Origin of the sequence: Thioalkalivibrio sp. ALR17-21 (genome assembly GCF_000420185.1) — a bacterium.
Classification (GTDB): domain Bacteria; phylum Pseudomonadota; class Gammaproteobacteria; order Ectothiorhodospirales; family Ectothiorhodospiraceae; genus Thioalkalivibrio; species Thioalkalivibrio halophilus.
This window is the reverse complement of sequence record NZ_ATUL01000005.1, coordinates 20,596-43,890: the sequence shown is the minus strand read 5'-3', so window position 1 is coordinate 43,890 and position 23,295 is coordinate 20,596. Positions and strand designations below refer to the sequence as shown.

The following is a 23,295-nucleotide window of genomic DNA, read 5'->3' as shown; positions in this document are numbered from 1 at the left end:
GCGGATTACCTTACGCGTTCCTGAAGCGCAGGCCCCCTTACAGGGCCGACCTCAAGTGCCGAGGTGGCGGAAATGGTAGACGCGCTAGCTTCAGGTGCTAGTGGGGGTAACCCCGTGGAGGTTCAAGTCCTCTCCTCGGCACCATTCTTTATTCGCTTCCCGCTTCCTTCCCGAAGCAATCCGCAGCCCCCACGTCCGCAATCGCTCGCATGGCAACGGCCTGCGGGGAATTTTCGCGCGCGCGGTCGTCCGTCGGCCGACGGATCCATGAGCCCCCTTCCGGCCCGCATCCGGACCGGAAGGGATGCCCGTCAGCCCCGGAAGGGATCCCGCATCACCAGCGTCTCGTCGCGATCCGGACCGGTGGAGATCATATCGACGGGCACACCCACCACCTCGGACAGGCGCTCCAGATACGCACGCGCATTGGCGGGAAGCTTCGCGTACTCGCGCACCCCGACGGTGGATTCCTGCCAGCCCGGCATCTCTTCGTAGACCGGCGTACAGGACCCGTAGGCCTCGGCACCCGCCGGTGGCACCGCCACTCGCCGGCCGTCGACCTCGTAACCGGTGCAGATCTGCACCGTCTCCAGCCCGTCCAGCACGTCCAGTTTGGTCATGCACAGGCCACTAATGCTGTTCACGGCGACCGCGCGACGCAGTGCCACCGCATCGAACCACCCGCAGCGGCGTGCACGCCCGGTGGTGGAACCGAATTCGTTGCCCCGGCGCGCGAGGTGTTCGCCCATATTGTCGAACAGCTCGGTGGGAAAGGGGCCGGCCCCGACCCGCGTGGTGTATGCCTTGGTGATCCCCAGCACGTAATCCAGATTGCGCGGCCCCACCCCGGAGCCGGTGGACGCCCCGCCGGCGGTCGTGCTGGAGGAGGTCACGAACGGATAGGTCCCGTGGTCGATGTCCAGCAGCGTGCCCTGCGCCCCTTCGAACATCACGTCACGATCCGCGGCACGCAGCTCGTGCAGACGACCGGCGACATCCGTCACCATCGGCTTGAGGCGCTCGGCATGCTCGAGGCACTGCTCCAGCACCTGCTGATGGTCCACCGTCGCCGCCCCGAAGTAATGTTTCAGGGCAAAATTGTGATAATCCATCACCTCGCCAAGCTTGGCCGCCAGACGCTCGCGATGGAACAGGTCGTCCAGGCGCAGCCCGCGACGTGCGACCTTGTCCTCGTAGGCCGGACCGATGCCGCGCCCGGTGGTACCGATGGCCGCCTTGCCGCGCGCTTTCTCGCGCGCGTGATCCAGCGCCACGTGGTACGGCAGGATCAGCTGACAGGAATCCGACAGCCGCAGGCGATCGGTCACCGGCACGCCGCGGGCCTCGAGCTCGTCCATCTCCTTGAGCAGGGCCTCCGGCGACAGCACCACGCCGTTGCCGATCATGCACTCCACCCCTTCGCGCAGGATGCCCGAGGGGATCAGGTGCAGCACTGTCTTCTCGCCATCGATCACCAGCGTGTGTCCGGCGTTGTGCCCGCCCTGGAAGCGCACCACCGCCGCGGCATCCTCGGTCAGTCGGTCGACGATCTTGCCCTTGCCTTCGTCACCCCACTGACTGCCCAGTACGACTACGAAACGTCCCATCAGTGTTCCACCACCGTCCATTGTTCATTGCGGTACTCCAGGCGTGCGTCCGCATCCGTCACCGGCGTCTCGCCCCGCAGCTCGCGAACCACGCGCACGCCGCGCCCGCGCAGCTCGCACACCGCCGCCTCCAGCTCCGGATCGGTTCCGGCGGGGGCGAGCACGCATTGGCGTGGGCGCTCCGGATCGCCACGGGCGTCGCCGTGCCGGGCCAGCTCGCGCAGGTCGGTACTGAACCCGGTGGCCGAACGCGCCCGCCCGAACACGCGGCCGATCTCGTTATAGCGCCCGCCGCGGGCGACCGCCTGTCCCGACCCCGGGATGAACGCCGCAAACACCAGACCGGTGTGATAGGCATACCCGCGCAGCTCCGCGACATCCACGTGCAGATCCACCTCGGTCCCCAGCGACTGCAGGGCCCCCACGATCGCCTCCAGGTGGTCCAGGGCCGCGTGCACCTCGGCGGGTGCCCTGCCCAGCGCGGCGCGCGCGCTCCCCAGGACTTCGGGCCCGCCATTCAGGTCCGGCAGGGCACGCAGGGCATCGGCCAGATCGGGGTCGAGCCCCGCCGCACGCCATTGCGCCAGGGTCTGTTCGATTTCGGGGATGCTCTTGCGCTGCAGCTGATCGAAGAAGGCGCGCTCCTGCTCCGGCTCCAGACCCGCGGCCCGGGCAAGACTGCGAAAGATCCCGACGTGCCCCAGATCCATGCTGGGCCGGCGCACACCGCAGACCTCCAGCGTAGCCAGCATCAGACGGATGACCTCGACGTCGGAATCCAGACCGTCGTGTCCGAAAAGCTCCGCGCCCGCCTGCAGCGGACTGCGGGACCCCGACCACTCATCGGCACGGGCACGCAAAGTCGTACCGACATAGCACAGCCGGTTGGCACCCGCCACATGCTGACGGTGCGCGTCGATGCGGGCGACCTGAGGCGTCAGGTCCGCTCGCACTCCCATCAGCCGGCCAGTCAGCTGATCGGTCAGCTTGAACGTCTGCAGATCCAGCTCGTGGCCGGCACCGGTCAGCAACGACTCCAGGTATTCCGCCAGCGGCGGCATCACATGATCGTAGCCCCAGACATCGAAATGGTCGAGCACACGCCGCCGCAGGCCCTCCAGGCGCCGTGCCGAATCCGGCAGCGCCTCTTCGAGTCCGTCCGGCAGCAGCCAGCGATTGATTTCCGTCATGTCATCCTTGCCTGCACGGCCTGACCCGTCCGCAGGCGGGCTGGCCAGAAGAAGGGCCCGCGGTGCGGGCCCGGCTTGTGGTTGGCAGAACCTGCCCCCACCGGCCCCGAAACGGGGCCGGCCGCACGATCACTCGGCGGGCTGCGGCAGCTGCGGAGCCCGGGACGGACGCTCGCCGCCCGGAGCGTTGAAGAACTGGAAGAACTCCGAGTTCGGTTCCAGCACGAACGTGCTGTTCTCGCCCTGCAGGCTGTTGCGGTAGGCGATCAGGCTGCGATAGAAGCGGAAGAACTCTTCATCTTCGCCGAAGGAGGTACCCAGGATCTCGGTAGCCCGGGCATCACCCTCCCCGCGGATCACCTCGGAGTCACGGTACGCGTTCGCCAGGATCACCGTGCGATCGCGGTCGGCACGCGAACGAATCCGCTCGGCCTCCTCCTGCCCCCGGGCACGGAAGTCCTGCGCCACACGCTCGCGCTCGGCCCGCATGCGGTCGAACACCGACTCGGAGACCTCGTCCGGCAGATCCATGCGACGGATGCGCACATCCACCAGATCGACCCCCAGCTCCAGCGCCGTCTCCAGGGCGGCCTGGCGCACCGCGCCCATGATGGTCAGGCGCTCGCCGGCGACCACGTCCTGCAGCTCGTAGCGGGCGAATTCGTTACGCATGCCGTCCCGCAGGATCTGCGACAGGCGCTCCTCGGCCAGTCGCTCGTCACCGCGGGTGGCGCGGTAGAACTGACCGACATCGTTGATCCGCCACTTGGCGTAGAAATCCACGATGATGTTCTTCGCCTCGCTGGTCAGGAACCGGTCCGGCGGGATGTTCAGGGTCATGATCCGGGCATCGAACTTCTCGACGTTCTGGATCAGCGGGAACTTGAAATGCAGCCCCGGCTCCTGGTCCACCTCGCGCAGTTCCCCCAGGGCGAACTTGATCACGCGCTCGCGCTCGTCAACGGTGTAGGTCGACAGGGCCACGACGATCCCGATGACCACCACGGCAATTCCGGCAATACGCAGCATCAGCGAACCTCCCGCGAGCGCAGGCTCTCGGTATCACGGGTCATCCCGGTGTCCCTCTCAATCGCACGCCGGTCAGTGTCAAGTGGACGCGGCGTCGGCGCGCCACCCGAATTGCGGGTGCCCGGCTGGCCGGAGAACATCTCGCCCAGCGGCAGCATCATCAGATTGCCGCTGGCGCCCACGTCCAGCATCAGCTTGCGCGAATCCTGGAGCACGGCTTCCACCGCCTCGAGGTAGAGACGGTCACGCGTGACTTCGGGGGCCTGCCGGTATTCGGTCAGCAGCTGGTCGAAGCGCGAGGCATCACCCTCGGCGCGGGCCACCACCTGATCGCGATAACCCTCGGCTTCCTCGATGATGCGGGCCGCCTGACCACGCGCCCGCGGGATCACGCCGTTGGCATAAGCCTCGGCCTCGTTGCGGAAGCGGACCTCGTCCTCGCGTGCACGGATGGCATCGGCAAAGGCCTCCTGCACTGCTTCCGGCGGCTGCGCCTGCTGCATGGAGACCGCGGTGACCACGATCCCGGCGCCGTAGGCATCGAGGTTTTCCTGCATCACCGTGCGGGTGGACTGGGCGATCTCGCCGCGGCCCTCGCCGAGGATGAATTCGAGATTGCCCTTGCCGACCCGTTCACGGATGGCCGACTCCATGACCTGATGCACGGTGGCATCCGGGTTGCGGACATTGAACAGGAAATCGACCAGATCGAGGATGCGGTACTGCACCGCGATATCGACATCGATGATGTTCTCGTCGCCGGTGAGCATCAGCGCGCGGCTCTCGATGGTCCGCACGTTGTCGACATTCTCGATCTCGATCCGCTCGATGGGATACGGCAGGTGCCAGCCCGGCCCCGGGCTCTTGACCTCCTGGAACGCACCGAAGCGCAGCACGACGCCGCGCTCGCCTTCGGAGATGATATGAAAGCCGGAGGCAATCCAGACCACCAGGGCGATGATCAGGCCGAGGCTGATCAGGGCCTGGGAACCGCGCCCCATGCCGCCGCCGCCCAGGCCGCTTCCGCCCTGGTTGCCGCCACCAAAGATGCCGCTGAGCTGCCGCGACAGTTTGCGCAGCATCTCCTCGAGATCGGGCGGCTGCTGGCCACCCCCACCACCGCCGCCACCGCCGCGGTTACCGCCACCCCCGCTCCAGGGGTCGCGGTTGTTGTTTCCCGGTTCGTTCCAGGGCATGAATCAGGGACTCCGTCGATCGCTCGGGGTGTGCCGATCAGGCACAGGGAGCAGACATTCTAGGGGGGCACCCCGGGGCGGGCAAGCGCACCCCTGCGAGAGTCGGGTTGAGGGAAGGTCGAGCCGCGGACGATCGCGGACCCCGCGGGGTCCGCGATTCGCCGGGGCGGTCGGATCAGGCCGCGTCGCGCCGCCCGGAAGAAGAGGCTTGTCTGACGCCGGCCGCTTCCCAGGCGCCCATGCCGCCGACCACGTTCATCACGCGGCGATAGCCCAGGCGCTGCAGGATGGAAGCCGCGACCGTGGAACGGTAACCGCTGCCGCAGACCACGGCCACCGGCTCTTCCAGGTCGACCCCGGGGATACCCTCGCGGGTCTCCGCCACCGGGCGATGGACCGCCGCGTCGACGTGCCCCGCAGCGTATTCGGCCGGGGTACGCACGTCCACCAGCCGGGCCTCGCCGCGTGCCACGCGGTCCGCGGCTCCGCGGGCATCGACCTGGGCCAGGGTATCCAGCGGCAGACCGGCGCCCGCCCAGGCGGCCATGCCGCCGCGCACGTAGCCGTCGATGTAGTCGCGGCCGGTGCGGACCATGCTGCGCACGGCCTGCTCGATCACTGCGGGATCACCGCTGCCGTCGACCAGGATCACCGGCTGGTCATCCGGCGTGACCCAGCCCGCCCAGTTGGCGAACGGGCCGCGGATGCCGATGCCCAGCGCCCCCGGCACGTGGCCGCCCCCGAACGCCAGCGGATCGCGCAGGTCGATCACCGTGACCTCGCCGGCTTCCACACGCCGCGCCACCTCGTCGGGCTCGATGGCCTGCATGCCCGGCAGCGGGATGACGTCCTTCGGACCCTCGGAGTTGATGCCCTTGTTGCGCGGATAGAAATCCGGGATCTCCGGCAGCCCGTGCAGCAGCTTCTCCACGAAGGCGTCCTCGCTCAACGACGGGTCCAGATAGGGGTTGGTCGCTCGCTCGTAACCAAGGGTGGAGACGGGACGCCCGGCCATGCCCGCGCCACAGGCGGAACCGGCCCCGTGACCCGGGTGGACCTCCACGCCGTCGGGCAGGTCGGCCAGCTTGTCGCGCACACTGGCGAACATCTGCCGCGCCAGCGCGCGCTTGGCCTCCTCGCCCAGCAGGTCGGGACGGCCCAGCGAGCCGACGAACAGGAAGTCGCCGGTGATCAGTGCGATCGGTTCATCACGCGACCGCGCCCCGTCGAACACCACGAACATCAGATGTTCCGGCGTATGCCCGGGAGTGTGACGGACCTCGATGCGCACGTTGCCGATGTCGACGCGGTCGCCTTCGTGCAGATCCTCGTGCGGGAACTGCACCCGGAAATGCTCGCCGGCGTCGTAGCCCGAGAGCATCAGCCGCGCCCCGGTCTTGTCCGCCAGCTCGCGGGCGCCCGAAGCAAAGTCGGCGTGGATGTGGGTATCCATCACGTACGCGATGCGATAGCCATGGTCCCGCGCATAGTCCAGGTAGACATCCACGTCGCGCTGCGGGTCGATCACGGCGATCTCGCCGCTGCCCTGGCAGCCGACCACGAAGGAATGCTGTGACAGTCCGGAATCCACGAAACGTTCAAAGATCATCGTTCTACCTCCTTTCCCTGCAGCCACTGCAGGCGTTGCCCATTTCTTGACTAATTTGGTCAGTTATTAGGGCAAAAGTTCCCGGAAGGAGGATCTGATAGAACACGTAAATGAGACTCCCGGTGCCGCGTGGCTGCCCGGGAACCCGTCAGGGCGCGCGATCAGGCACCGGAGCCCGGTGCCGAGGCGCGCGCACCGGCGGCTTGCACGTCCTCGGCGTCCCCGGGTTCCTCGCCCGGCCCCACGAAGGCCGTTTCCGGATCCAGCCCGGCCTCGCGGAACAGGTCCTGGAAGCGCCGCTCCGGCAGCTGCACCCGCAGGCGGATCGCACCCTCATCACCGGTCTGCTCGGCCTCCACGGCGTTCTCGTCGTACAGCCGCCCGCGCAGCCGCCCGGCGGACGGCGGCACCTCGACCCAGCCACGGCGCATGGATTCGGTGAAGGACTCGGCCAGGCGCTGGTACAGCCGCTCCACCCCTTCGCCGGTTTGCGCCGACAGCCAGAAGGCCTCCTCGCCCTCGCCACCGGCAAAGCGCTCCGCCGCCTCATCGTCGCGCTCCGGCAGGGTGTCGATCTTGTTGTAGATCCGCCAGCAGGGCACGTCCTCGGCGCCGATCTCCGCGAGCACGTCCTCCACCTGGGCGATGTGGCGCTCGCGCTCCGGATCGGCGGCGTCGATCACGTGCAGCAGCAGCGCCGCCTCGCGGGTCTCGGTCAGGGTCGCCTTGAAGGCGGCCACCAGTTCGTGCGGCAGGTCGCGCACGAACCCGACGGTGTCCGCGAGGATCACCGACTGGTGCGGCGCCAGATCCAGCCGGCGCAGGGTCGGATCCAGGGTCGCGAACAGCTGGTCGGCCTGGTAAACGTCGGAATCGGTGAGGCGGTTGAACAGGGTCGACTTGCCGGCATTGGTGTAGCCCACCAGCGAGACGGTCGGCACCTCGTTGCGCAGGCGCGCCTGGCGCCCCTGCTCGCGCGTGCGTTCGACCTTTTCCAGTCGCCGCTCGATATGCTTGATGCGCGCCGCCAGCAGCCGGCGGTCGGTCTCCAGCTGGGTCTCCCCGGGACCGCGCAGGCCGATCCCGCCCTTCTGCCGCTCAAGGTGGGTCCAGCCGCGCACCAGCCGGGTGGACATGTGGCGCAGCTGCGCCAGCTCCACCTGCAGCTTGCCCTCGTGAGAACGCGCGCGCTGGGCAAAAATATCGAGGATCAGCCCGGCGCGGTCCAGCACCCGGCACTGCAGGTGCTGTTCCAGGTTGCGCTCCTGGCTGGGCGACAGCTCGTGGTTGAAGATGACGAGGTCGGCCCCGTGCGCCGCCACCTGATCGCGAATGGCGTCCGCCTTGCCGGACCCCACGAACAGACGCGAGTCGGGACGATGGCGCGAACCGGATTCCACGGCCACCACCTCGGCCCCGGCCGAACGTACCAGCTCCTCGAATTCCTGCAGCTGGACCTCGAGATCGGTCGCACCGCCGATGGCCATGGCCACCAGCACCGCCCGGTCGCCACCGGTCTGCGGACGCTCAAACAACGCGCGACCACCCCCGATCCGGGCCCGGGCCACCCCGGAGGTGTACGACGCCCTTATTCATCCGCGGCCTCTCCGCCGCTGGCCGCGGCGCTGTCTTCATCCAGCGGCATGCGCACCTGCCGCGCGGGCACGATGGTGGAGATCGCGTGCTTGTAGACCATCTGCGACACCGTCGAGCGCAGCAGGACCACGAACTGATCGAAGGACTCGATCTGCCCCTGCAGCTTGATGCCGTTCACGAGATAGATCGACACCGGAATCCGGTCGCGGCGCAGCGCGTTGAGAAAGGGTTCCTGCAGCATTTGCCCTTTGGCCATCGGTACATTCCCTGGTTGCATTCGTCGGGGCCCGCGCTGCGGGCCGAAACCTGTAAAAAGAGTAGCATATCGTCAGCGTAATGCTGTCTCGCGCAGGGCCTCCAGGGCCTGCTCCGGATCGACGGTTTCCGCCGGCAACCGCGCGTGCAGCGGGAAGCGCCGCAGACCGGTCAGCTGGCGCTTGGCCAGCTGCCGCGTCGCGGAGATCGCCCGGCTGCGGAACGTGGCGAAATCGACCTCGCCGTCCAGCCACTCCCAACCCTGGCGATAGCCCACTGCCCGCTGCGAGGGGTGATCCGCGGTCAGTCCGGGGCGCGCCCGCAGGGCCCGCAGCTCCTCCACGAACCCCGCCTCCAGCATGGCATCGAAGCGTTCGGCAATCCGCGCGCGCAGACGTTCCCGATCTTCCGGCCACAATGCCAGCGCGCACCACCCCGCCGGCAGCCGCGCCTCGCCCCCCTGCTGGAAGCTCGACAACGGCCGCCCCGTGGCCTCGAATACCTCCAGCGCCCGCAGGATGCGCTGCGGATCGTTGGGATGGATGCGCCCGGCGGCCGCCGGGTCCACCGCCTCCAGGGCCTCATGCAGGGCCCGGGCGCCTTCCGTCTCCAGCCGGGCGCGCACCGCGGCGCGCACCGCTTCCGGCACCGGCGGCATGGGGTCGATCCCCTCCAGCAGCGCCCGCAGGTACAGCAGGGTCCCGCCCGCCAGCAGGGCCACGCGCCCGCGCACATGGATCGCCCGGATGCAGGCACGGGCATCCGCGGCGAAGGCCGCCGCGTTATAGGTCTCCTCCGGATCCCGGATGTCCAGCAGGTGATGCGGCACCCGCGCCCGCTCGTCCGCATCCGGCTTGGCGGTACCGATATCCATGCCGCGGTACACCTGCGCCGAATCCACGGTCACGATCTCGGCGTCCAGCCGCTGCGCGAGTTCCAGCGCCAGCCCGGTCTTGCCGGTGGCAGTGGGCCCGGCGAGCAGCACCACCGGCGGTTGCGGGACGTCCATCAGCGCCCGCGCATGAACAGCCCGTCGAGGGCAGCGTGATCCAGCTCCACCCAGGTCGGCCGGCCATGGTTGCACTGGCCGCTGCGCTCGGTGGCCTCCATGTCGCGCAGCAGCTGGTTCATCTCGGGCACGGTCAGCCGGCGCCCCGACCGCACCGACCCATGGCAGGCCATGGTGCTCAGCACCTCGTTGGCCGCCGCCTCGGTGCGCTGGCTGTGGCCGCTTTCGGCCAGATCCCCCAGCACGTCGCGCAAGAGCGCCGGTGCATCGCGGCCCCGCAGCAGCGCCGGCACCGCACGCAACCGCAGACGTTCGGGCCCGCAGCGGTCCACTTCGAAGCCCAGCCCGGCCAGAGTATCCGCCTGCTCCTCGGCGCGGTCGGCCTCGGCCGGGGTAACCTCCACCTCCTCCGGCACCAGCAGCGGCTGGGCGGTCACGCGTTCACGCTCCCATTCGCGCTTGAGCCGCTCATAGGTAATGCGCTCGTGCGCGGCATGCATGTCCACCAGCACCAGCCCGCGGGCGTTCTCCGCGAGCACGAAGGTATCCGCGACCTGCCCGATCGCGAACCCCAGCGGGGGCATCTCAGCGTCGTTTTCCGTGCTGTCCGTGCGCCCCGCGCCCTCGGCGGCATAACCCGGCGCGGCACGTTCACCGACACCGGCAGCGGACGACGATTCCGGCGGCCGGAACGCAGCCCAGGCCGCGGCAAAGCCGTCACCGCGCCCGGGGTCCGCGCGTCCGCCACCCGCCCCCCCGGACCCGCCCCCGACACGGCCCGGTGCACCGCCGGGCGAACCGTCCAGCAGGCCCGGCCGCGGCCCGGCATCCGGCCGCGGCCCGGGACCCTTGCCGGCGGCAGGACCGGAGTCGGGCACGGCCGGCCCGGCCCCGCCCCCCGCCACGTCACCGGCGTGACCGGCCTTCGCCCGCCCCAGCGCCGCGTGCAGGGCGTGGAAGATGAAATCGTGGACCATCCGCGACTCGCGGAAGCGCACCTCCTGCTTGGTCGGATGCGCGTTCACGTCCACCTGCGCCGGATCCAGCTCCAGCTCGAGCACGAACATTGGATGGCGCCCGTGGTAGAGCACATCCTGATAGGCCTTGCGCACGGCCGCGGTCAGGACCCGGTCGCGGATCGCACGGCCGTTGACGAAGAAATACTGCTGGTCGGCCTGGGCCCGGGAACGCGCCGGGGAGCCCAGCCAGCCGGACAGCACCAGCCCGGAACGCTGCTCGTCCACCGGGAGCGCATCCGCCAGAAACGCCTCGCCCAGCAGGGCCCGCACACGCGCAGCCGGATCGCCGGGCGCCCCCGGCAGATCCAGGGTCACCCGGTCGTTGTGCCGCAGCACGAAGGCTACCTCGGGATGCGCCGCCGCCAGGGTGCGCAGCACGGATTCGCAATGGCCGTATTCGGTGCGCTCGGTACGCACGAAGCGCCGCCGCGCCGGCACGTTGAAGAACAGATCGCGCACCTCGACCGTCGTGCCCGGCGGATGCGACGCCGGCATCACCTCGCCAAAGACATCGGAACCGTCCCCGGAAAGCTGCCAGGCGTTGCGCTCGCCGGGCACCGCCGAGGTCAGGGTCAGGCGCGCCACCGAGGACACCGACGGCAGCGCCTCGCCGCGGAAACCCAGGCTGTGCAGGGCCTCCAGGTCATCCATGCTGCGGATCTTGCTGGTGGCATGGCGCGACAGCGCCAGCGGCAGTTCTTCCCGCGCGATGCCACAGCCGTCGTCGGTCACCCGGATCAGGCGAGTCCCGCCCTGCTCCAGACGCACCTCGATGCGCGAGGCCCCGGCATCCAGCGCGTTTTCGACCAGCTCCTTGACCACCGAGGCCGGGCGCTCGATGACCTCGCCGGCGGCGATCTGGCTGATCAGCTGATTGGAGAGTTTCTGGATGCCCACGTCACGTCCCGGGAAAGCACTGGAGCGCAGGGTAAGGAAACACCGGCGAATGTGCACGTGCGTGCTCGCCGAATTCCGGATTCGGACCGGAAATCAGCTGCCGCGGGAGGGGACTTCCAGGACCTGACCGGTATAGATGGTGTCGCCGTTGACGCCATTGACCGCGCGCAGCTCGGACAGGGAAACGCTGTATCGATCCGCGATCCCTGACAGGGTCTCGCCGGGGCGGATGATGTGCTGCTCCATGCCCCCGCCATCCGCGATCAGCGTACCCGGACGCGCATGGGTGGAGAAGTACGCCCGCAGGCCGGTCAGCAGGGCCTCGGCCAGCGACTGCTGGTAGCTGGAGCTGCGCAGGCGACGTTCGTCCTGCGGATTGGAAATGAAGCCGGACTCGACCAGGATGGACGGCACATCCGGCGAACGCAGCACGGCGAAATTGGCCCGCTCGACCTTCGGCCGACGCACCTTGCCCACCCGGTCCAGCTCGTCGATCATCCGCTCGGCCAGGGTGGAACTGGCCTCGAGGCTGCCGCTCTGGGCCAGATCCAGCAGCACGTTGCTCAGGGAATCATCACGGCCGTTCATCGGCACCCCGCCCAGGCGCATGTCGGCCTGATTCTCGCGCTCGGCAAGGAAGCGCGCGGCCTCGCTGGATGCCCCGCCCTCCGACAGCATGTACACCGAGGACCCGTTCACGCTGGGGTCCGGGAAGGCATCCGCGTGGATCGACATGAACACGTCGGCCTCCGCCTCCCGGGCGCGCTTGACGCGCTCGCGCAGGGGCAGGAAATAGTCGCCGGTGCGGATCATCACCGCCTCCATGCCCCATTCATCCTCGACCAGGTCCGCCAGCCGCTGCGACACTTCCAGCGCCACGTCCTTCTCGCGCGTGCCGTTGGGCCCGATGGCGCCGGGATCATGCCCGCCGTGGCCGGCATCGATGGCCACGATCACGTCACGCAGATCCTCCTGCGAGCGACCGCGACGCGGTTCGCGCTCCTCGCCCGCTTCCACCCGCGTGCCCGCCGAGCCGCTGCGCGTCAGGTCCAGCACCAGCCGGTGCGGGGCGCCCTGAGCCGGCATCAGCTGGAAGCTGCGCGGGCTCACGGCCTCGCGCAGATCCAGGACCACGCGCAGATCGGAACCGTTGCGCGGCGCGTGGCGCACGCCGTCGATCACCGAACGCGGGTGATCATTGACCTCCAGGCTGGCATCGGTGCTGGCGTTCGTCAGATCCACCACCAGCCGTTCCGGCGACTGCAGGCGAAACACCTCGTACTCGGCCTCGCCCTCCATGTCGAAGACCAGACGCGTGGTTTCTCCGTCCACGGACATGCGCAGGCGCTCGACGCGCGCCCCGGCCGCCGCCGGCAGGGGCAGCGTCGCCAGACCCAGTGCACCCAGGGCGCGCAGGATCTGGCGGCGATTCGGATCGATGTCGGAACGGTGATGGCCCACGCACACACCCCGGCTGGTCAGGGACTCCACTCTCATTGTGGACAGATCCTCTGAAAAAGCAACCCGGAATGTCGCGAATTTTTAGGAAGATACCGAAGTTTCTGCGTGTGCCCTCACAACCTGCGACCCCGCTCCCTGCGTGCCCCCCGGGAGCCACCACCCCCTACATGTAGTATACAGAGAGACCCACCAGTCCCAGATCTATTCCTGTCCCGTCGCCGCCGCCAGCGCGGCGCGGCCGGCCTCGGCGGCCGGCCCTTCCAGCCACAGCCGGCGTCCGTACTCCGGCCCGTCCGGATGCTCCTCGAGGTGGATGCGCAGATCCGGCTCCGGCAGCCAGCCGCGACCCCGCTCCGGCCACTCGACCAGCCACAGCACCCCGGGCCCGTGCGCCTCGCGCACGCCGAGGTACTCCAGCTCCTCCGGATCCCCCAGGCGGTAGAGGTCGAAATGCAGTACGCGCCGGGAATCCAGCTCGTACGGCTCGACCAGGGTATAGGTCGGGCTGCGCACCGTCCCCGCATGCCCCAGGGCCCGCAGCAGACCGCGCACCCAGGTCGTCTTCCCGGCGCCCAGGTCGCCCTCCAGATAGACCGTGCGCAGCCCCGGCATCGCCGCCAGCGCGGCACCGGCCGCCTCGGTGGCGGCCGCATCCAGCAGTTCCACCGGGGCTCCGTCGAAGGCCGCCCGGTCAGAAACCATCGTCGCCCCCCGCGGCGGCCGGCAGGGCCGCGATCAGATCCCCCGCCAGCATGCCGACGGTGCCCCCCAGGCGCCGCGCCGCGACGCGCCCGGCCGCCGCATGCCAGCCCGCCCCGATACGCGCGGCGCCCCGCGCGTCCAGGCCCTGTCCGCGCAACGCCGCGATCACGCCGGTGAGCACATCGCCACAGCCGGGGGTGGCCATCCCCGGATGGCCGTCGGTGACACAGTCGTACGGTCCGCCATCGGTGTCGGCGATCAGCGTCCCCGCCCCCTTGAGGAGCACGGTTCCACCAAACCGCACGACCAGCTCCCGCAGACGCCCCGGTCGGTCGGCCTCCACCGCCGCGGCATCCAGGTTCAGCAGACGCCCGGCCTCGCCGGGATGCGGCGTCAGGACCCAGTCGTCGCTATGCCGCGGGGTCTGCGCCAGCAGGTTGAGGGCATCGGCGTCCACCACCACCGGGCGGCCGGAATCGGCCGCCGCCAGCCACAGCTCACGCCCCCACGGCCCCTGATCCAGACCGGGCCCGATGGCCACCGCGTCCGCCCGCTCCAGCCAGCGCAGCAGCTCCGGGCCTTCGCTCACCCCGCGCACCATGATCTCGGGGCGGTCATTGCACACGAAGGCCGCGTGTTCGGGATGCGTCAGCAGGGTCACGCGCCCGGCCCCGGCACGCAGCGCCGCGGTTGCCGCCAGCCGCCCCGCCCCGGCGAACCCGGGAGCCCCGCCGACGATCATCACGTGGCCCGCATCCCCCTTGTGGGCCCCGGGCCGCCGCCGCGGCAGACCCGCCCGCCAGTGCCCGGGACCAATGCGCCACGCCGCCGGTGCGAAGCTCTGCGCCAACGAATGCGGGAGATCGAGTGTGGCCACGCTGACCGTGCCCGCGCAGTCCACCGCAGCCCCGGTATGCAGTCCGGGCTTGTCGGCAATGAACGTCAGGGTGCGTGTCGCCCGCGCCGCCTGCCCGCGCAACGCGCCATTGTCGGTATCGACCCCCGAGGGCGCATCGGCCGCCAGCACCGCCCGGTCCGCACGGTTCAGCCGCTCGATCACCTCGCCGTAGACATCGGTCAGCGGACGCTGCAGACCGATACCGAACAGCGCGTCCACCCACACATCCGCAGTGGCGGGATCGAACGTCTCCAGCGGGTGGATTTCGCCCCCGCTCTCCTCCCACAGACGCCGGGCCCGCTTCCCGTCCGACTCCTCCCGCGCCCGCGAAGACCCCGCATGCAGCACCACCTCCAGCCCGGCCGCCCGCGCGCGGCGGGCCAGCACGAAACCGTCGCCGCCGTTGTTGCCGGGCCCGCAGAGCACCCCGACCCGGGACACCCCCGGCCAGCATTCCTGCAGATGCTCGAGCAGCGCCGCACCGGCCCGGTCCATCAACTCGCCCGGCGCCATCCCGGGCAGGGCCATGGCGGTGGCATCCAGCTCGCGCATGCGCGTGGTGTCGAACAGCCGCTCGCCGGGCACGGGGCTGGCCGGGGACGGGTGTGCGGGGGCATCATTCATGTCCGTTCCTCTCCTTGCTGGCCTGTCGATCGTGCCTGACCATCCCGACCCGCGCCAATGCGCCGAACTCGCCGACCGCATCCGCCAGTGGGGGCGCGAACTCGGCTTCGCGGAACTGCGCATCGGCCCCGCGCGGGTCCCCGAGGCCGATCGCCGGCACCTGGACGCCTGGCTGGAACGCGGCTCCCACGGCGACATGCAATGGATGGTCGACCGCGCGCCGCTGCGCCACGACCCCGACGCCCTGGTTCCCGGGGTGCAGCGCATCATCAGCGTGCGCATGGATTACTTCCCGCCACGCACCCGGCGTCCGGCCGCCCAGCTGGCGGATCCCGAGGGCGCCTATGTCTCGCGCTACGCCCTGGGCCGCGACTACCACAAGCTGCTGCGCAAGCGACTGACCGAACTCGGCCGCCGGATCGAGGCCGAGGCACCGCACGGCTACCGCGCCTTCACCGACAGCGCGCCGGTGCTGGAGAAGGCCCTGGCCCAGCAGGCGGGGCTCGGCTGGATCGGCAAGCACACCAACCTGCTGGCCCGCGGTACCGGCTCGTGGTTCTTCCTCGGCGAACTGTTCACCGATCTGCCGCTGCCGCTCGATCCCGGCCCGGCCGAGGACCACTGCGGGAGCTGCCGCGCCTGCCTGGACGTGTGCCCCACGCAGGCCTTCCGCGGCCCGCACGACCTCGACGCCCGGCGCTGCATCTCCTATCTCACCATCGAGCTGAAGGGCTCGATCCCGGAAGACCTGCGGCCGCTGATCGGCAACCGCATCTACGGCTGCGACGACTGCCAGCTGGTGTGCCCCTGGAACCGCTTCGCCGAGGTCGCGGCCGAACCGGACTTCATCGCCCGCCATGGCCTCGACAGCGCCTCGCTGGTCGAGCTTTTCACCTGGGACGAGGCGACCTTCCTCGAACGCACCACCGGCATGGCGATCCGCCGCATCGGCCACGAACAGTGGCTGCGCAACCTCGCCGTGGGGCTCGGCAACGGTCCGGCCACCGACGCGGCGCGCGAGGCCCTGGCCGCGCGCGCCAAACACCCGTCACCACTGGTGCGCGAACACGTGGCCTGGGCGCGGGCACGCCTGGACGAACGGGCCGCCGGCCGGCTCGCCGAACCGCCGGCCGTCCCGGTGAAGGCGCTCACTCGCGCGCCGGTTGATCCGGCCGCACGGCCCGCGGGCACCCCCGCCTCGAAAGACGGAACCGCCCGGGAACCCAAGGACCCCACGACCGGTTCCTAGGCTCCGGCCTGCGGGCGGATCCAGAGCAGACTGGCCTGACGCCCGGTCGTGCCGTCGCGGCGATAGGAGAAGAACCGGTCGGGGTCGCTGAAGGTGCACTCGCCACCGCCATGCACGGCCACGCCCGCGCGCTGCAGGCGGTCGCGCGCCAGCGCCGCCAGATCCGCCAGCCAGTGACCGTCCCGCGCGGCCGGGCGGAAGGCCCCGGCCATGTGCGGCTGCACCGCGAGAAAACGATCGCGCACCTCCGTGCCCACCTCGAAGGCGTCGGGGCCAATCGCCGGCCCCAGCCAGGCGTGCCAGGCCGCCTGCGGACGGGCCTCGCGCAGCGCCGCCAGCGTGGCCTCCAGGACCCCGTCCACCAGCCCGCGCCAGCCGGCATGCGCCGCCGCCACCGCCTCCCCGCCGGTACCGGCGAACAGCACCGGCAGACAATCCGCCGTCTGCACCGCGCAGACCCGGTCCGGCCGGGTGGTCATCACCGCATCGGCTTCCACCGGCGCGTCGGCGGCGGCCAGTTCTTCCGCGCGCACCACCCGCGTGCCATGCACCTGCGCCGGCCAGTGCAGCTCGGCGTCGGGCACGCCCCGCGCGGCCACCGCCTGCGCCAGACGGCGCCGGTTCCCGGCCACTCGCTGTGGATCGTCCCCGGTATGCAGCGCGAGATTCAGACTGGCCCACACGCCCTCGCTGATCCCGCCGGCGCGGGTGGTCTGCAGGGCCCCGACTGCGGGGGCAGCGGGCCAGTCGGGCGTGATCAGGGCCTCGTCCGGCAGCGCGTCAGCGGCGTTCATGCCTGCGCCTCCGCGTGGGCGGCATCCGCGCGCAATACCTCCAGCAGCGAGGCGAAATCCGCGGGCAGCGGCACCTCGAAGGCCTGCGGCTCGCCCGTGGCGGGATGACGGAATTCCAGGCGCGCCGCGTGCAGCGCCTGACGCCGGAATCCGTTCACCGCCTCGCGCGCCGACTCGTCCATCCCGCGCACCGGTCGTGGCCGGCCGCCGTACACCGGGTCCCCCACCAGCGGGTGACGCAGATGCGCCATGTGCACGCGGATCTGGTGGGTACGCCCGGTCTCCAGGCGCGCGTTCAGCAGGGTATGGCCGCGGAAACGCTCGGCAACCCGATAATGCGTGGTCGCGGGCTTGCCCGACGGGTTCACCGCCATGCGCTTGCGGTCCACCGGATGGCGGCCCACGGGCGCGTCCACCGTGCCGCCGGCGATCACCCGGCCGTGGACCAGCGCACGGTATTCGCGGTGCACGCTGCGTTCCTGCAGCTGACGCACCAGGGCGGTCTGCGCCTGCGCGTTGCGCGCGACCACCATCAGGCCGGTGGTGTCCTTGTCCAGCCGGTGCACGACCCCGGCGCGCGGCAGTACGCCGACCTCGGGCGCGTGGTGCAGCAGCGCGTTGACCAGGGTTCCCTGACGGTGACCGGCGGCCGGGTGCACCACCAGTCCCGCGGGCTTGTCGATCACCAGCACGTCGGCATCCTCGTACAGGATGTCCAGCTCGATGGCTTCCGGGGCATCCTCCAGCGACGGGGTCTCCGGCGGAATCAGTTCCACCGCCTCGCCACCGCGCACCGGCGTGCGCGGCCGCGGCTGCGCTCCGTCCACGCGCAGGTCACCGGCCTTCAGCCACTGCACCAGCTGGCTGCGCGAATACTCGGGAAACGCGCGCGCCAGGGCCGCATCCAGGCGCTGCCCGGCCTCTTCTTCGGGCAGGGTTGCCCGGCGTGGTTCGCTCATGCCCTCACCCTCCGGAGGCAGGCCGCGTCAATGTTCGTCAATGGTGTAGAATCCGGATTTCATCCGCGCACAACGGTTCGCAACGAGGTTTCCGTGCTCCCAGCTTCCACCCTGCCACGCGTGTTCGTCATCCTGATTGTGGCCCTGCTCATGGCCGGCTGCGAAAGCTGGCGCGCCGATCCCACGGCCGGCTGGTCGGCCAGCCAGCTCTACAGCGAGGCCAAATCCGCTCTGGACAGCGGCAACTACAGCCAGGCCGTGGAATACTACGAGCTGCTGGAGGCCCGCTATCCGTTCGGACGCTTTGCCCAGCAGGCGCAGATCGAGATCCCCTACGCGTATTACAAGGCCGGCGAACCGGAACCCGCGCTCGCCGCGGTGGACCGCTTCGAGCAGCTCAACCCGCGTCATCCGAACCTCGATTACGCCTACTACCTGCGCGGCCTGATCAACTTCAACCGCGACCAGGGCTTCCTCAGCAACGTGTTCCCGATGGATCCCACCGAGATGGACCAAGGCCCGCTGATGGACGCCTACGAGGACTTCGACCGGCTGATCCGCACCTTCCCGGACAGCCCGTACAGTGCCGATGCGCATCCACGCATGGTGTTCATCATCAACACCCTGGCCGCGAACGAGCTGCGCATTGCCGAATTCTACATGGAGCGTACCGCCTGGGTGGCTGCCGCCGAGCGCGCGCGCCACGTGCTGGCGACCTACCCCAACGCCGACGTGATGCCGCAGGCGCTGTCGGTGCTGTACCACTCCTATCGCGAGCTGGGTCTGGATGACCACGCCGACGCGACCCTCAGCGTGCTGGAACTGAACGATGCCGAGGCCGCGGTGGCGGTGCGTGGCGGCGAGCACCTGTCGGTGGAAGTGGAACGTGGCGGCCTGTGGCGCGCCTTCGAGCGCCTGCCGTTCTTCAACTGAACGGCGGCGCTCCGCGACAGACGGCCCGTCAGAGGGCCTCGCTGCCCTCCTCACCGGTGCGGATGCGCACCACGCGATCCATGTCGGAGACAAAGATCTTGCCGTCCCCGATCTTCCCGGTGCGCGACGCCTTCACGATGGCGTCGATGCAGGCATCGACCCGATCATCGTCCACCACCAGTTCCAGCTTCACCTTGGGCAGGAAGTCGACCACGTACTCGGCCCCGCGATAGAGCTCGGTGTGGCCCTTCTGCCGGCCGAAGCCCTGGACCTCGGTGGCGGTCATCCCGGCGATGCCCATCTCGGTCAGGGCCTCGCGGACGTCTTCCAGCTTGAACGGCTTGATGATCGCCTCGATCTTCTTCATGCGAATCCCCCGGTCTGCGCCCGCGTCCGCGGGCGAATCGTGTGCGGTTGAGTGTACCAGACCACCGGCCTCATTCCGGGCGGTAGCCGGAGGTGATGGGATAGCGGCGATCGCGGCCGAAGGCGCGCGGACTGACCCGCACCCCGGGGGCGCCCTGACGGCGCTTGTACTCGGCCCGCAGCACCATGCGCGCGACCCGCTCCACGGTCTCGCGCTCGAAACCGCGCGCCACGATGTCCGCCACCGAGGCCTCCTCTTCCACGAAGGCCTCCAGGATCGCATCCAGCACCGGGTACGGCGGCAGGGAATCGGAATCGGCCTGCCCCGGCGCCAGCTCGGCGCTGGGCGGACGCTCGATCACCCGTGGCGGGATCACCTCGCCGCAGGTATTGCGCCAGCGCGCCAGGCGCCAGACCCACTGCTTGGAGACATCCTTCAGCGGAGCGAAGCCGCCGTTCATGTCGCCGTACAGCGTGGCATAGCCGACCGCCAGCTCGCTCTTGTTGCCGGTGGCCAGCAGCATGCGGCCGGTGCGGTTGGAAAGCCCCATCAGGACTACCCCGCGCGAGCGGGACTGCAGGTTTTCCTCGGTGACATCGCCGGGCGTCGGCGGAACCGACGACAGCGCGGTTTCCAGCCCCCCGAGAAACGCCTGGACCATCGGCTCGATCGCCACCTCGTGGTAATCCAGCCCCAGGTGTTCGGCCTGGGCGCGGGCATCCTCCACCGACATCGACGCGGTATAGCGGTAGGGCATCATCACCGCGGTGACCCGCTCCGGGCCCAGGGCATCGGTGGCCAGGGCCGCGGTCAGCCCGGAGTCGATGCCGCCGGACAGCCCCAGGATCACACCGGGAAAACCGTTCTTGTCGACGTAGTCGCGGATGCCGGTGACCAGCGCGGCGTAGAGATCCGCGACTTCCGCATCCGCGGCGTGCGCGGAGCTGTCGGCCTCGGATACCGCCGCCGGCGCGGGCGGCAGCGGCGAGGCCGCCTCGGGGGCCACGACTACGGGCCGGGGCCGTCCGGCGTCACCGGCCTCCAGCTCGACCAGCGCCAGTCCCTCCTCCCAGGGATCCAGCAGGGCCTGCGGCGTGCCCCCGGGGCCGGGATGCAGAAAACTGCGGCCGTCGAACACCAGTTCGTCCTGGCCGCCCACCTGATTCACGTAGAGCACCGGGCACCCGGTCTCGGCGACCCGCGCGGCCACCACCGCGGAACGCTCCGCCGGCTTGCCGCGATGGAACGGCGAGGCATTGAGGTTGAGCAGCACGTCGGCCCCGGCGATGCGGGCATGCGCCGCCGGGGCCGGCTGCCAGATGTCCTCGCAGACCGTGACACCCAGGCGCCAGTCGCCCAGCTGAACCACGCAGGGCTCGTGGCCGGCGTGGAAATAGCGCACCTCGTCGAACACCGAGTAGTTGGGCAGGATGTGCTTGGCGTACGTCGCGTGGATCACGCCGTTGCGCAGCCACACTGCGGCGTTGGCCAGCCCTTCTCCGTCGCGCCGTGGCGCGCCCACCAGCAGGTCAATGCCGATACTGGCCTCCGCCAGGCGCTCCAGCGCCGCGTCCACCGCATCCAGGAACGCGGGCCGCAGCAGCAGGTCCTCGGGCGGATAGCCGGTCAGTGCCAGCTCGGGGAACATCACCAGGTGGGCGCCTTCGGCGCGTGCCTGCTCGACGAATTCGCGCATGCGCCGGGCATTCGTCTCCAGCGCCCCGACCACGGGGTTGAACTGGGCCAGGGCGATGCGTGGCGCTTGTGCGGTCATCAACGGGGGCGCCGGATCAGCGTGCGGAAGCGGTGCCCAGGGCCTGCTGCATGGCCTGACCCAGCTCGGCCGGGCTCTCCGCCACCACGGCACCGGCGCCGCGCAGGGCGTCCATCTTCTGCGCGGCGGTCCCCTGCCCGCCGGCGATGATCGCCCCGGCATGCCCCATGCGCCGCCCCGGCGGGGCCGTGGCCCCGGCGATGTAGGCGGCCACCGGCTTGTCGAATTCCTCACGGATGTAGCGCGCCGCGCGTTCCTCGGCGTCACCACCGATCTCGCCGACCATCAGTACGCCGTCGGTCTCGGGGTCCTCGCGGAACATCCGCAGGCAGTCGACGAAATCCAGCCCCTGGATGGGATCGCCGCCGATGCCCACGCAGGTGCTCTGCCCCAGCCCCAGCGCGGTGGTCTGGTGCACGGCCTCGTAGGTCAGCGTGCCCGAGCGCGAGATGATGCCGATGCGTCCGCGGCTGTGGATGTAGCCGGGCATGATCCCCACCTTGCAGGCCTCCGGGGTGATGATCCCCGGGCAGTTGGGGCCGATCAGGCGGGTGCCGGTGTCGGCCAGCATCTGCTTGACCCGCACCATGTCCTGCACCGGGATGCCCTCGGTGATGCACACCGCCAGTTCGATCCCGGCATCGGCCGCCTCGCAGATGGCATCGGCGGCGAACGGCGCCGGCACGTAGATCATGCTGACCGTGGCGCCGGTAGCCGCCACCGCATCGGCCACGGTGTCGAACACCGGGCGATCGAGATGACTCTGCCCGCCCTTGCCCGGGGTCACCCCGCCCACCAGGCGGGTGCCGTAGGCGATGGCCTGCTCGGAGTGGAAGCTGCCCTGCTTGCCGGTGAAGCCCTGGCAGATCACCCGGGTGTCGCGGTCGACGAGGATACTCATGCGGCGGACTCCACCACGGCGCGCGCGGCCGCGTCCAGATCGGCGGCCGGGATCACGTCCAGGCCGGAATTCGCCAGGGCCTCACGGCCCTGCTCGGCGTTGGTGCCCTCCAGACGCACCACCACCGGCACGTCCACCTGCACCTCGCGGATCGCGGCGATGATCCCCTCGGCGATCAGGTCGCAGCGCACGATGCCGCCGAAGATGTTCACCAGCACCGCCTGCACCGAGTCATCGGACAGGATCAGCTTGAAGGCGGCGGTCACCCGTTCCACGGTGGTTCCGCCGCCCACGTCGAGGAAGTTGGCCGGCTCGCCGCCGTGGTGCTGGATCAGGTCCATGGTCGCCATCGCCAGGCCGGCGCCGTTGACCATGCAGCCGATGGAGCCGTCCAGCGGGATGTAGTTGAGGTCGTGCTCGCGGGCGCGTTCCTCGGAGGGGTCGCGCTGGTTCGGATCGCGCAGCTCGACCAGCGCCGCCTGCCGGTAGGCGGCAGAGTCGTCCAGGCTCAGCTTGGCATCCAGCGCCAGCAGCTCGCCGTCCCCGGTCTGCACCAGCGGGTTGATCTCCAGCAGCTGGGCATCCGTGCGGGTGAACAGGGCATGCGTGTTGGTCGCCAGCCGGGCCACCGCCTTCGCTGCTGCGCCCTCCACCCCCAGGGCCGCGGCGATGCGCCGGCCGTGGAACGGCATGATCCCGGTCGCCGGGTGCACCGGCAGGGTCAGGATCGCCTCCGGGCGCTCGGCGGCCAGGGTCTCGATGTCCATGCCGCCCTCGGCGGAGACCACGAAGGTCAGGCACTCCCGCGAGCGATCAACCAGCAGGGCAAAGTAGAACTCGCGTGCGATGTCGGCCGCCGGTTCCAGCAGCACCCGCTCCACCGGCTGCCCCTCGGGCGCATTCTGGGCGGTCACCAGACGCGTGCCGAGCATGCCGGCCGTCGCATCCCGCGCGGCCTCGGCACTGTCGACAAGGGTCACCCCGCCGGCCTTGCCGCGACCGCCGCTGTGCACCTGCGCCTTCACCAGCGCCCGTTCGACGCCCAGCTCGCGCCAGGCCTCCGGCGCGGCGTCCGCATGATCGACGACCCGGCCCTCGGGCACCGGGATCCCGGCGTCGCGAAACGCCGCCTTGGCCTGAAATTCGTGCAGATTCATGGCGGCGAGGATAGCGGCGCGCCACCGTGGCGACAACTGCCGCTCCCGCCGCGCGAGACCTCCGGGCGT

The 23,295-nt window shown here is 70.1% G+C and carries 20 protein-coding genes and 1 tRNA gene; 3 read left to right on the top strand and 18 right to left on the bottom strand.

What is annotated here, in order from left to right; genetic code table 11:
- The first annotated feature begins 57 nt into the window (after window positions 1-57).
- Window positions 58-144: transfer RNA gene (locus G020_RS0103790), tRNA-Leu, on the top strand.
- A 167-nt stretch (window positions 145-311) separates the two neighbouring features.
- Here the strand turns inward: G020_RS0103790 and G020_RS0103785 are convergent.
- The 12 genes from G020_RS0103785 to G020_RS0103730 all read right to left on the bottom strand — a co-directional run bounded on the left by G020_RS0103785 (window position 312) and on the right by G020_RS0103730 (window position 15,092).
- Window positions 312-1,607 carry an adenylosuccinate synthase gene (locus tag G020_RS0103785; protein WP_024328715.1) on the bottom strand — a complete coding sequence of 432 codons (1,296 nt, stop codon included), beginning with the start codon at window positions 1,605-1,607 and terminating at the stop codon, window positions 312-314.
- Entirely contained in the window at window positions 1,607-2,797 is a 1,191-nt protein-coding gene (locus tag G020_RS0103780) for an ATP phosphoribosyltransferase regulatory subunit (protein ID WP_024328714.1), read from the bottom strand. The genes G020_RS0103785 and G020_RS0103780 overlap by 1 nt, the downstream gene beginning before the upstream one ends.
- A 129-nt stretch (window positions 2,798-2,926) precedes the next feature.
- Complete coding sequence (gene hflC / locus G020_RS0103775; protein ID WP_024328713.1) at window positions 2,927-3,826, bottom strand: protease modulator HflC; 900 nt, start codon at window positions 3,824-3,826, stop codon at window positions 2,927-2,929.
- Window positions 3,826-5,022 (bottom strand): FtsH protease activity modulator HflK, encoded by a 1,197-nt coding sequence (gene hflK / locus G020_RS0103770; protein WP_024328712.1) that lies wholly within the window; start codon window positions 5,020-5,022, stop codon window positions 3,826-3,828. Before hflK ends, hflC begins: the two co-directional genes overlap by 1 nt.
- Window positions 5,023-5,197: 175 nt before the next feature.
- Window positions 5,198-6,631, bottom strand: coding sequence for an MBL fold metallo-hydrolase (locus G020_RS0103765; protein ID WP_024328711.1), 1,434 nt, complete (start codon window positions 6,629-6,631; stop codon window positions 5,198-5,200).
- A gap of 161 nt (window positions 6,632-6,792) precedes the next feature.
- Window positions 6,793-8,166 (bottom strand): ribosome rescue GTPase HflX, encoded by a 1,374-nt coding sequence (gene hflX / locus G020_RS0103760; RefSeq protein WP_024328710.1) that lies wholly within the window; start codon window positions 8,164-8,166, stop codon window positions 6,793-6,795.
- Window positions 8,167-8,219: 53 nt separating this feature from the next.
- Window positions 8,220-8,483: an RNA chaperone Hfq gene (hfq, locus tag G020_RS0103755; RefSeq protein WP_018870352.1), complete on the bottom strand. Its 264-nt coding sequence runs from the start codon at window positions 8,481-8,483 to the stop codon at window positions 8,220-8,222.
- 72 nt (window positions 8,484-8,555) lie between these two features.
- Window positions 8,556-9,491, bottom strand: coding sequence for a tRNA (adenosine(37)-N6)-dimethylallyltransferase MiaA (gene miaA, locus G020_RS0103750; protein ID WP_024328709.1), 936 nt, complete (start codon window positions 9,489-9,491; stop codon window positions 8,556-8,558).
- Complete coding sequence (gene mutL, locus G020_RS0103745; RefSeq protein ID WP_024328708.1) at window positions 9,491-11,407, bottom strand: DNA mismatch repair endonuclease MutL; 1,917 nt, start codon at window positions 11,405-11,407, stop codon at window positions 9,491-9,493. The genes miaA and mutL overlap by 1 nt, the downstream gene beginning before the upstream one ends.
- Before the next feature lie 93 nt (window positions 11,408-11,500).
- Window positions 11,501-12,904, bottom strand: coding sequence for an N-acetylmuramoyl-L-alanine amidase (locus G020_RS0103740; RefSeq protein ID WP_369774029.1), 1,404 nt, complete (start codon window positions 12,902-12,904; stop codon window positions 11,501-11,503).
- Window positions 12,905-13,069: 165 nt separating this feature from the next.
- Window positions 13,070-13,570, bottom strand: a complete 501-nt coding sequence (tsaE, locus tag G020_RS0103735; RefSeq protein WP_051130316.1) for a tRNA (adenosine(37)-N6)-threonylcarbamoyltransferase complex ATPase subunit type 1 TsaE — start codon at window positions 13,568-13,570, stop codon at window positions 13,070-13,072.
- Window positions 13,560-15,092 (bottom strand): bifunctional ADP-dependent NAD(P)H-hydrate dehydratase/NAD(P)H-hydrate epimerase, encoded by a 1,533-nt coding sequence (locus G020_RS0103730; protein ID WP_024328705.1) that lies wholly within the window; start codon window positions 15,090-15,092, stop codon window positions 13,560-13,562. Before G020_RS0103730 ends, tsaE begins: the two co-directional genes overlap by 11 nt.
- On the opposite strand from G020_RS0103730, the gene queG reads away from it, so the two are divergent.
- Window positions 15,091-16,341 carry a tRNA epoxyqueuosine(34) reductase QueG gene (gene queG, locus G020_RS0103725; RefSeq protein WP_024328704.1) on the top strand — a complete coding sequence of 417 codons (1,251 nt, stop codon included), beginning with the start codon at window positions 15,091-15,093 and terminating at the stop codon, window positions 16,339-16,341. The two genes, G020_RS0103730 and queG, sit on opposite strands and share 2 nt — an antisense overlap.
- Here the strand turns inward: queG and pgeF are convergent.
- Together pgeF and rluD are read right to left on the bottom strand one after the other, a co-directional pair.
- Complete coding sequence (pgeF, locus tag G020_RS0103720; RefSeq protein WP_024328703.1) at window positions 16,338-17,135, bottom strand: peptidoglycan editing factor PgeF; 798 nt, start codon at window positions 17,133-17,135, stop codon at window positions 16,338-16,340. The genes queG and pgeF overlap by 4 nt on opposite strands.
- Window positions 17,132-18,094: a 23S rRNA pseudouridine(1911/1915/1917) synthase RluD gene (rluD, locus tag G020_RS0103715; protein WP_024328702.1), complete on the bottom strand. Its 963-nt coding sequence runs from the start codon at window positions 18,092-18,094 to the stop codon at window positions 17,132-17,134. The genes pgeF and rluD overlap by 4 nt, the downstream gene beginning before the upstream one ends.
- 30 nt (window positions 18,095-18,124) lie before the next feature.
- On the opposite strand from rluD, the gene G020_RS0103710 reads away from it, so the two are divergent.
- Complete coding sequence (locus G020_RS0103710) at window positions 18,125-19,027, top strand: outer membrane protein assembly factor BamD (RefSeq protein ID WP_081647383.1); 903 nt, start codon at window positions 18,125-18,127, stop codon at window positions 19,025-19,027.
- Between the two features lie 28 nt (window positions 19,028-19,055).
- On the opposite strand, the gene G020_RS0103705 is transcribed toward G020_RS0103710, so the two are convergent.
- The 4 genes from G020_RS0103705 to sucC form a co-directional block, all read right to left on the bottom strand.
- Entirely contained in the window at window positions 19,056-19,394 is a 339-nt protein-coding gene (locus tag G020_RS0103705; protein ID WP_018870362.1) for a P-II family nitrogen regulator, read from the bottom strand.
- 70 nt (window positions 19,395-19,464) lie between these two features.
- Window positions 19,465-21,168 (bottom strand): NAD+ synthase, encoded by a 1,704-nt coding sequence (locus tag G020_RS0103700; RefSeq protein WP_024328700.1) that lies wholly within the window; start codon window positions 21,166-21,168, stop codon window positions 19,465-19,467.
- A 16-nt stretch (window positions 21,169-21,184) separates the two neighbouring features.
- Window positions 21,185-22,069 (bottom strand): succinate--CoA ligase subunit alpha, encoded by an 885-nt coding sequence (gene sucD, locus G020_RS0103695; protein WP_024328699.1) that lies wholly within the window; start codon window positions 22,067-22,069, stop codon window positions 21,185-21,187.
- Window positions 22,066-23,226 (bottom strand): ADP-forming succinate--CoA ligase subunit beta, encoded by a 1,161-nt coding sequence (gene sucC, locus G020_RS0103690; protein ID WP_024328698.1) that lies wholly within the window; start codon window positions 23,224-23,226, stop codon window positions 22,066-22,068. Before sucC ends, sucD begins: the two co-directional genes overlap by 4 nt.
- Window positions 23,227-23,295 lie beyond the last annotated feature (69 nt).

Excerpts from the sequence above, each read along its gene's own strand:
- G020_RS0103730 (WP_024328705.1), bottom strand. The coding sequence starts at position 15,092 with ATGAATGATGCCCCCGCACACCCGTCCCCGGCCAGCCCCGTGCCCGGC.
- sucD (WP_024328699.1), bottom strand. The coding sequence starts at position 22,069 with ATGAGTATCCTCGTCGACCGCGACACCCGGGTGATCTGCCAGGGCTTC.
- queG (WP_024328704.1), top strand. The coding sequence starts at position 15,091 with ATGTCCGTTCCTCTCCTTGCTGGCCTGTCGATCGTGCCTGACCATCCC.
- hflK (WP_024328712.1), bottom strand. The coding sequence starts at position 5,022 with ATGCCCTGGAACGAACCGGGAAACAACAACCGCGACCCCTGGAGCGGG.
- hflC (WP_024328713.1), bottom strand. The coding sequence starts at position 3,826 with ATGCTGCGTATTGCCGGAATTGCCGTGGTGGTCATCGGGATCGTCGTG.
- G020_RS0103710 (WP_081647383.1), top strand. The coding sequence starts at position 18,125 with ATGTTCGTCAATGGTGTAGAATCCGGATTTCATCCGCGCACAACGGTT.
- G020_RS0103780 (WP_024328714.1), bottom strand. The coding sequence starts at position 2,797 with ATGACGGAAATCAATCGCTGGCTGCTGCCGGACGGACTCGAAGAGGCG.
- hfq (WP_018870352.1), bottom strand. The coding sequence starts at position 8,483 with ATGGCCAAAGGGCAAATGCTGCAGGAACCCTTTCTCAACGCGCTGCGC.
- G020_RS0103740 (WP_369774029.1), bottom strand. The coding sequence starts at position 12,904 with ATGAGAGTGGAGTCCCTGACCAGCCGGGGTGTGTGCGTGGGCCATCAC.
- tsaE (WP_051130316.1), bottom strand. The coding sequence starts at position 13,570 with ATGGTTTCTGACCGGGCGGCCTTCGACGGAGCCCCGGTGGAACTGCTG.
- rluD (WP_024328702.1), bottom strand. The coding sequence starts at position 18,094 with ATGAGCGAACCACGCCGGGCAACCCTGCCCGAAGAAGAGGCCGGGCAG.
- sucC (WP_024328698.1), bottom strand. The coding sequence starts at position 23,226 with ATGAATCTGCACGAATTTCAGGCCAAGGCGGCGTTTCGCGACGCCGGG.
- G020_RS0103705 (WP_018870362.1), bottom strand. The coding sequence starts at position 19,394 with ATGAAGAAGATCGAGGCGATCATCAAGCCGTTCAAGCTGGAAGACGTC.
- G020_RS0103765 (WP_024328711.1), bottom strand. The coding sequence starts at position 6,631 with ATGATCTTTGAACGTTTCGTGGATTCCGGACTGTCACAGCATTCCTTC.
- pgeF (WP_024328703.1), bottom strand. The coding sequence starts at position 17,135 with ATGAACGCCGCTGACGCGCTGCCGGACGAGGCCCTGATCACGCCCGAC.
- G020_RS0103785 (WP_024328715.1), bottom strand. The coding sequence starts at position 1,607 with ATGGGACGTTTCGTAGTCGTACTGGGCAGTCAGTGGGGTGACGAAGGC.
- G020_RS0103700 (WP_024328700.1), bottom strand. The coding sequence starts at position 21,168 with ATGACCGCACAAGCGCCACGCATCGCCCTGGCCCAGTTCAACCCCGTG.
- miaA (WP_024328709.1), bottom strand. The coding sequence starts at position 9,491 with ATGGACGTCCCGCAACCGCCGGTGGTGCTGCTCGCCGGGCCCACTGCC.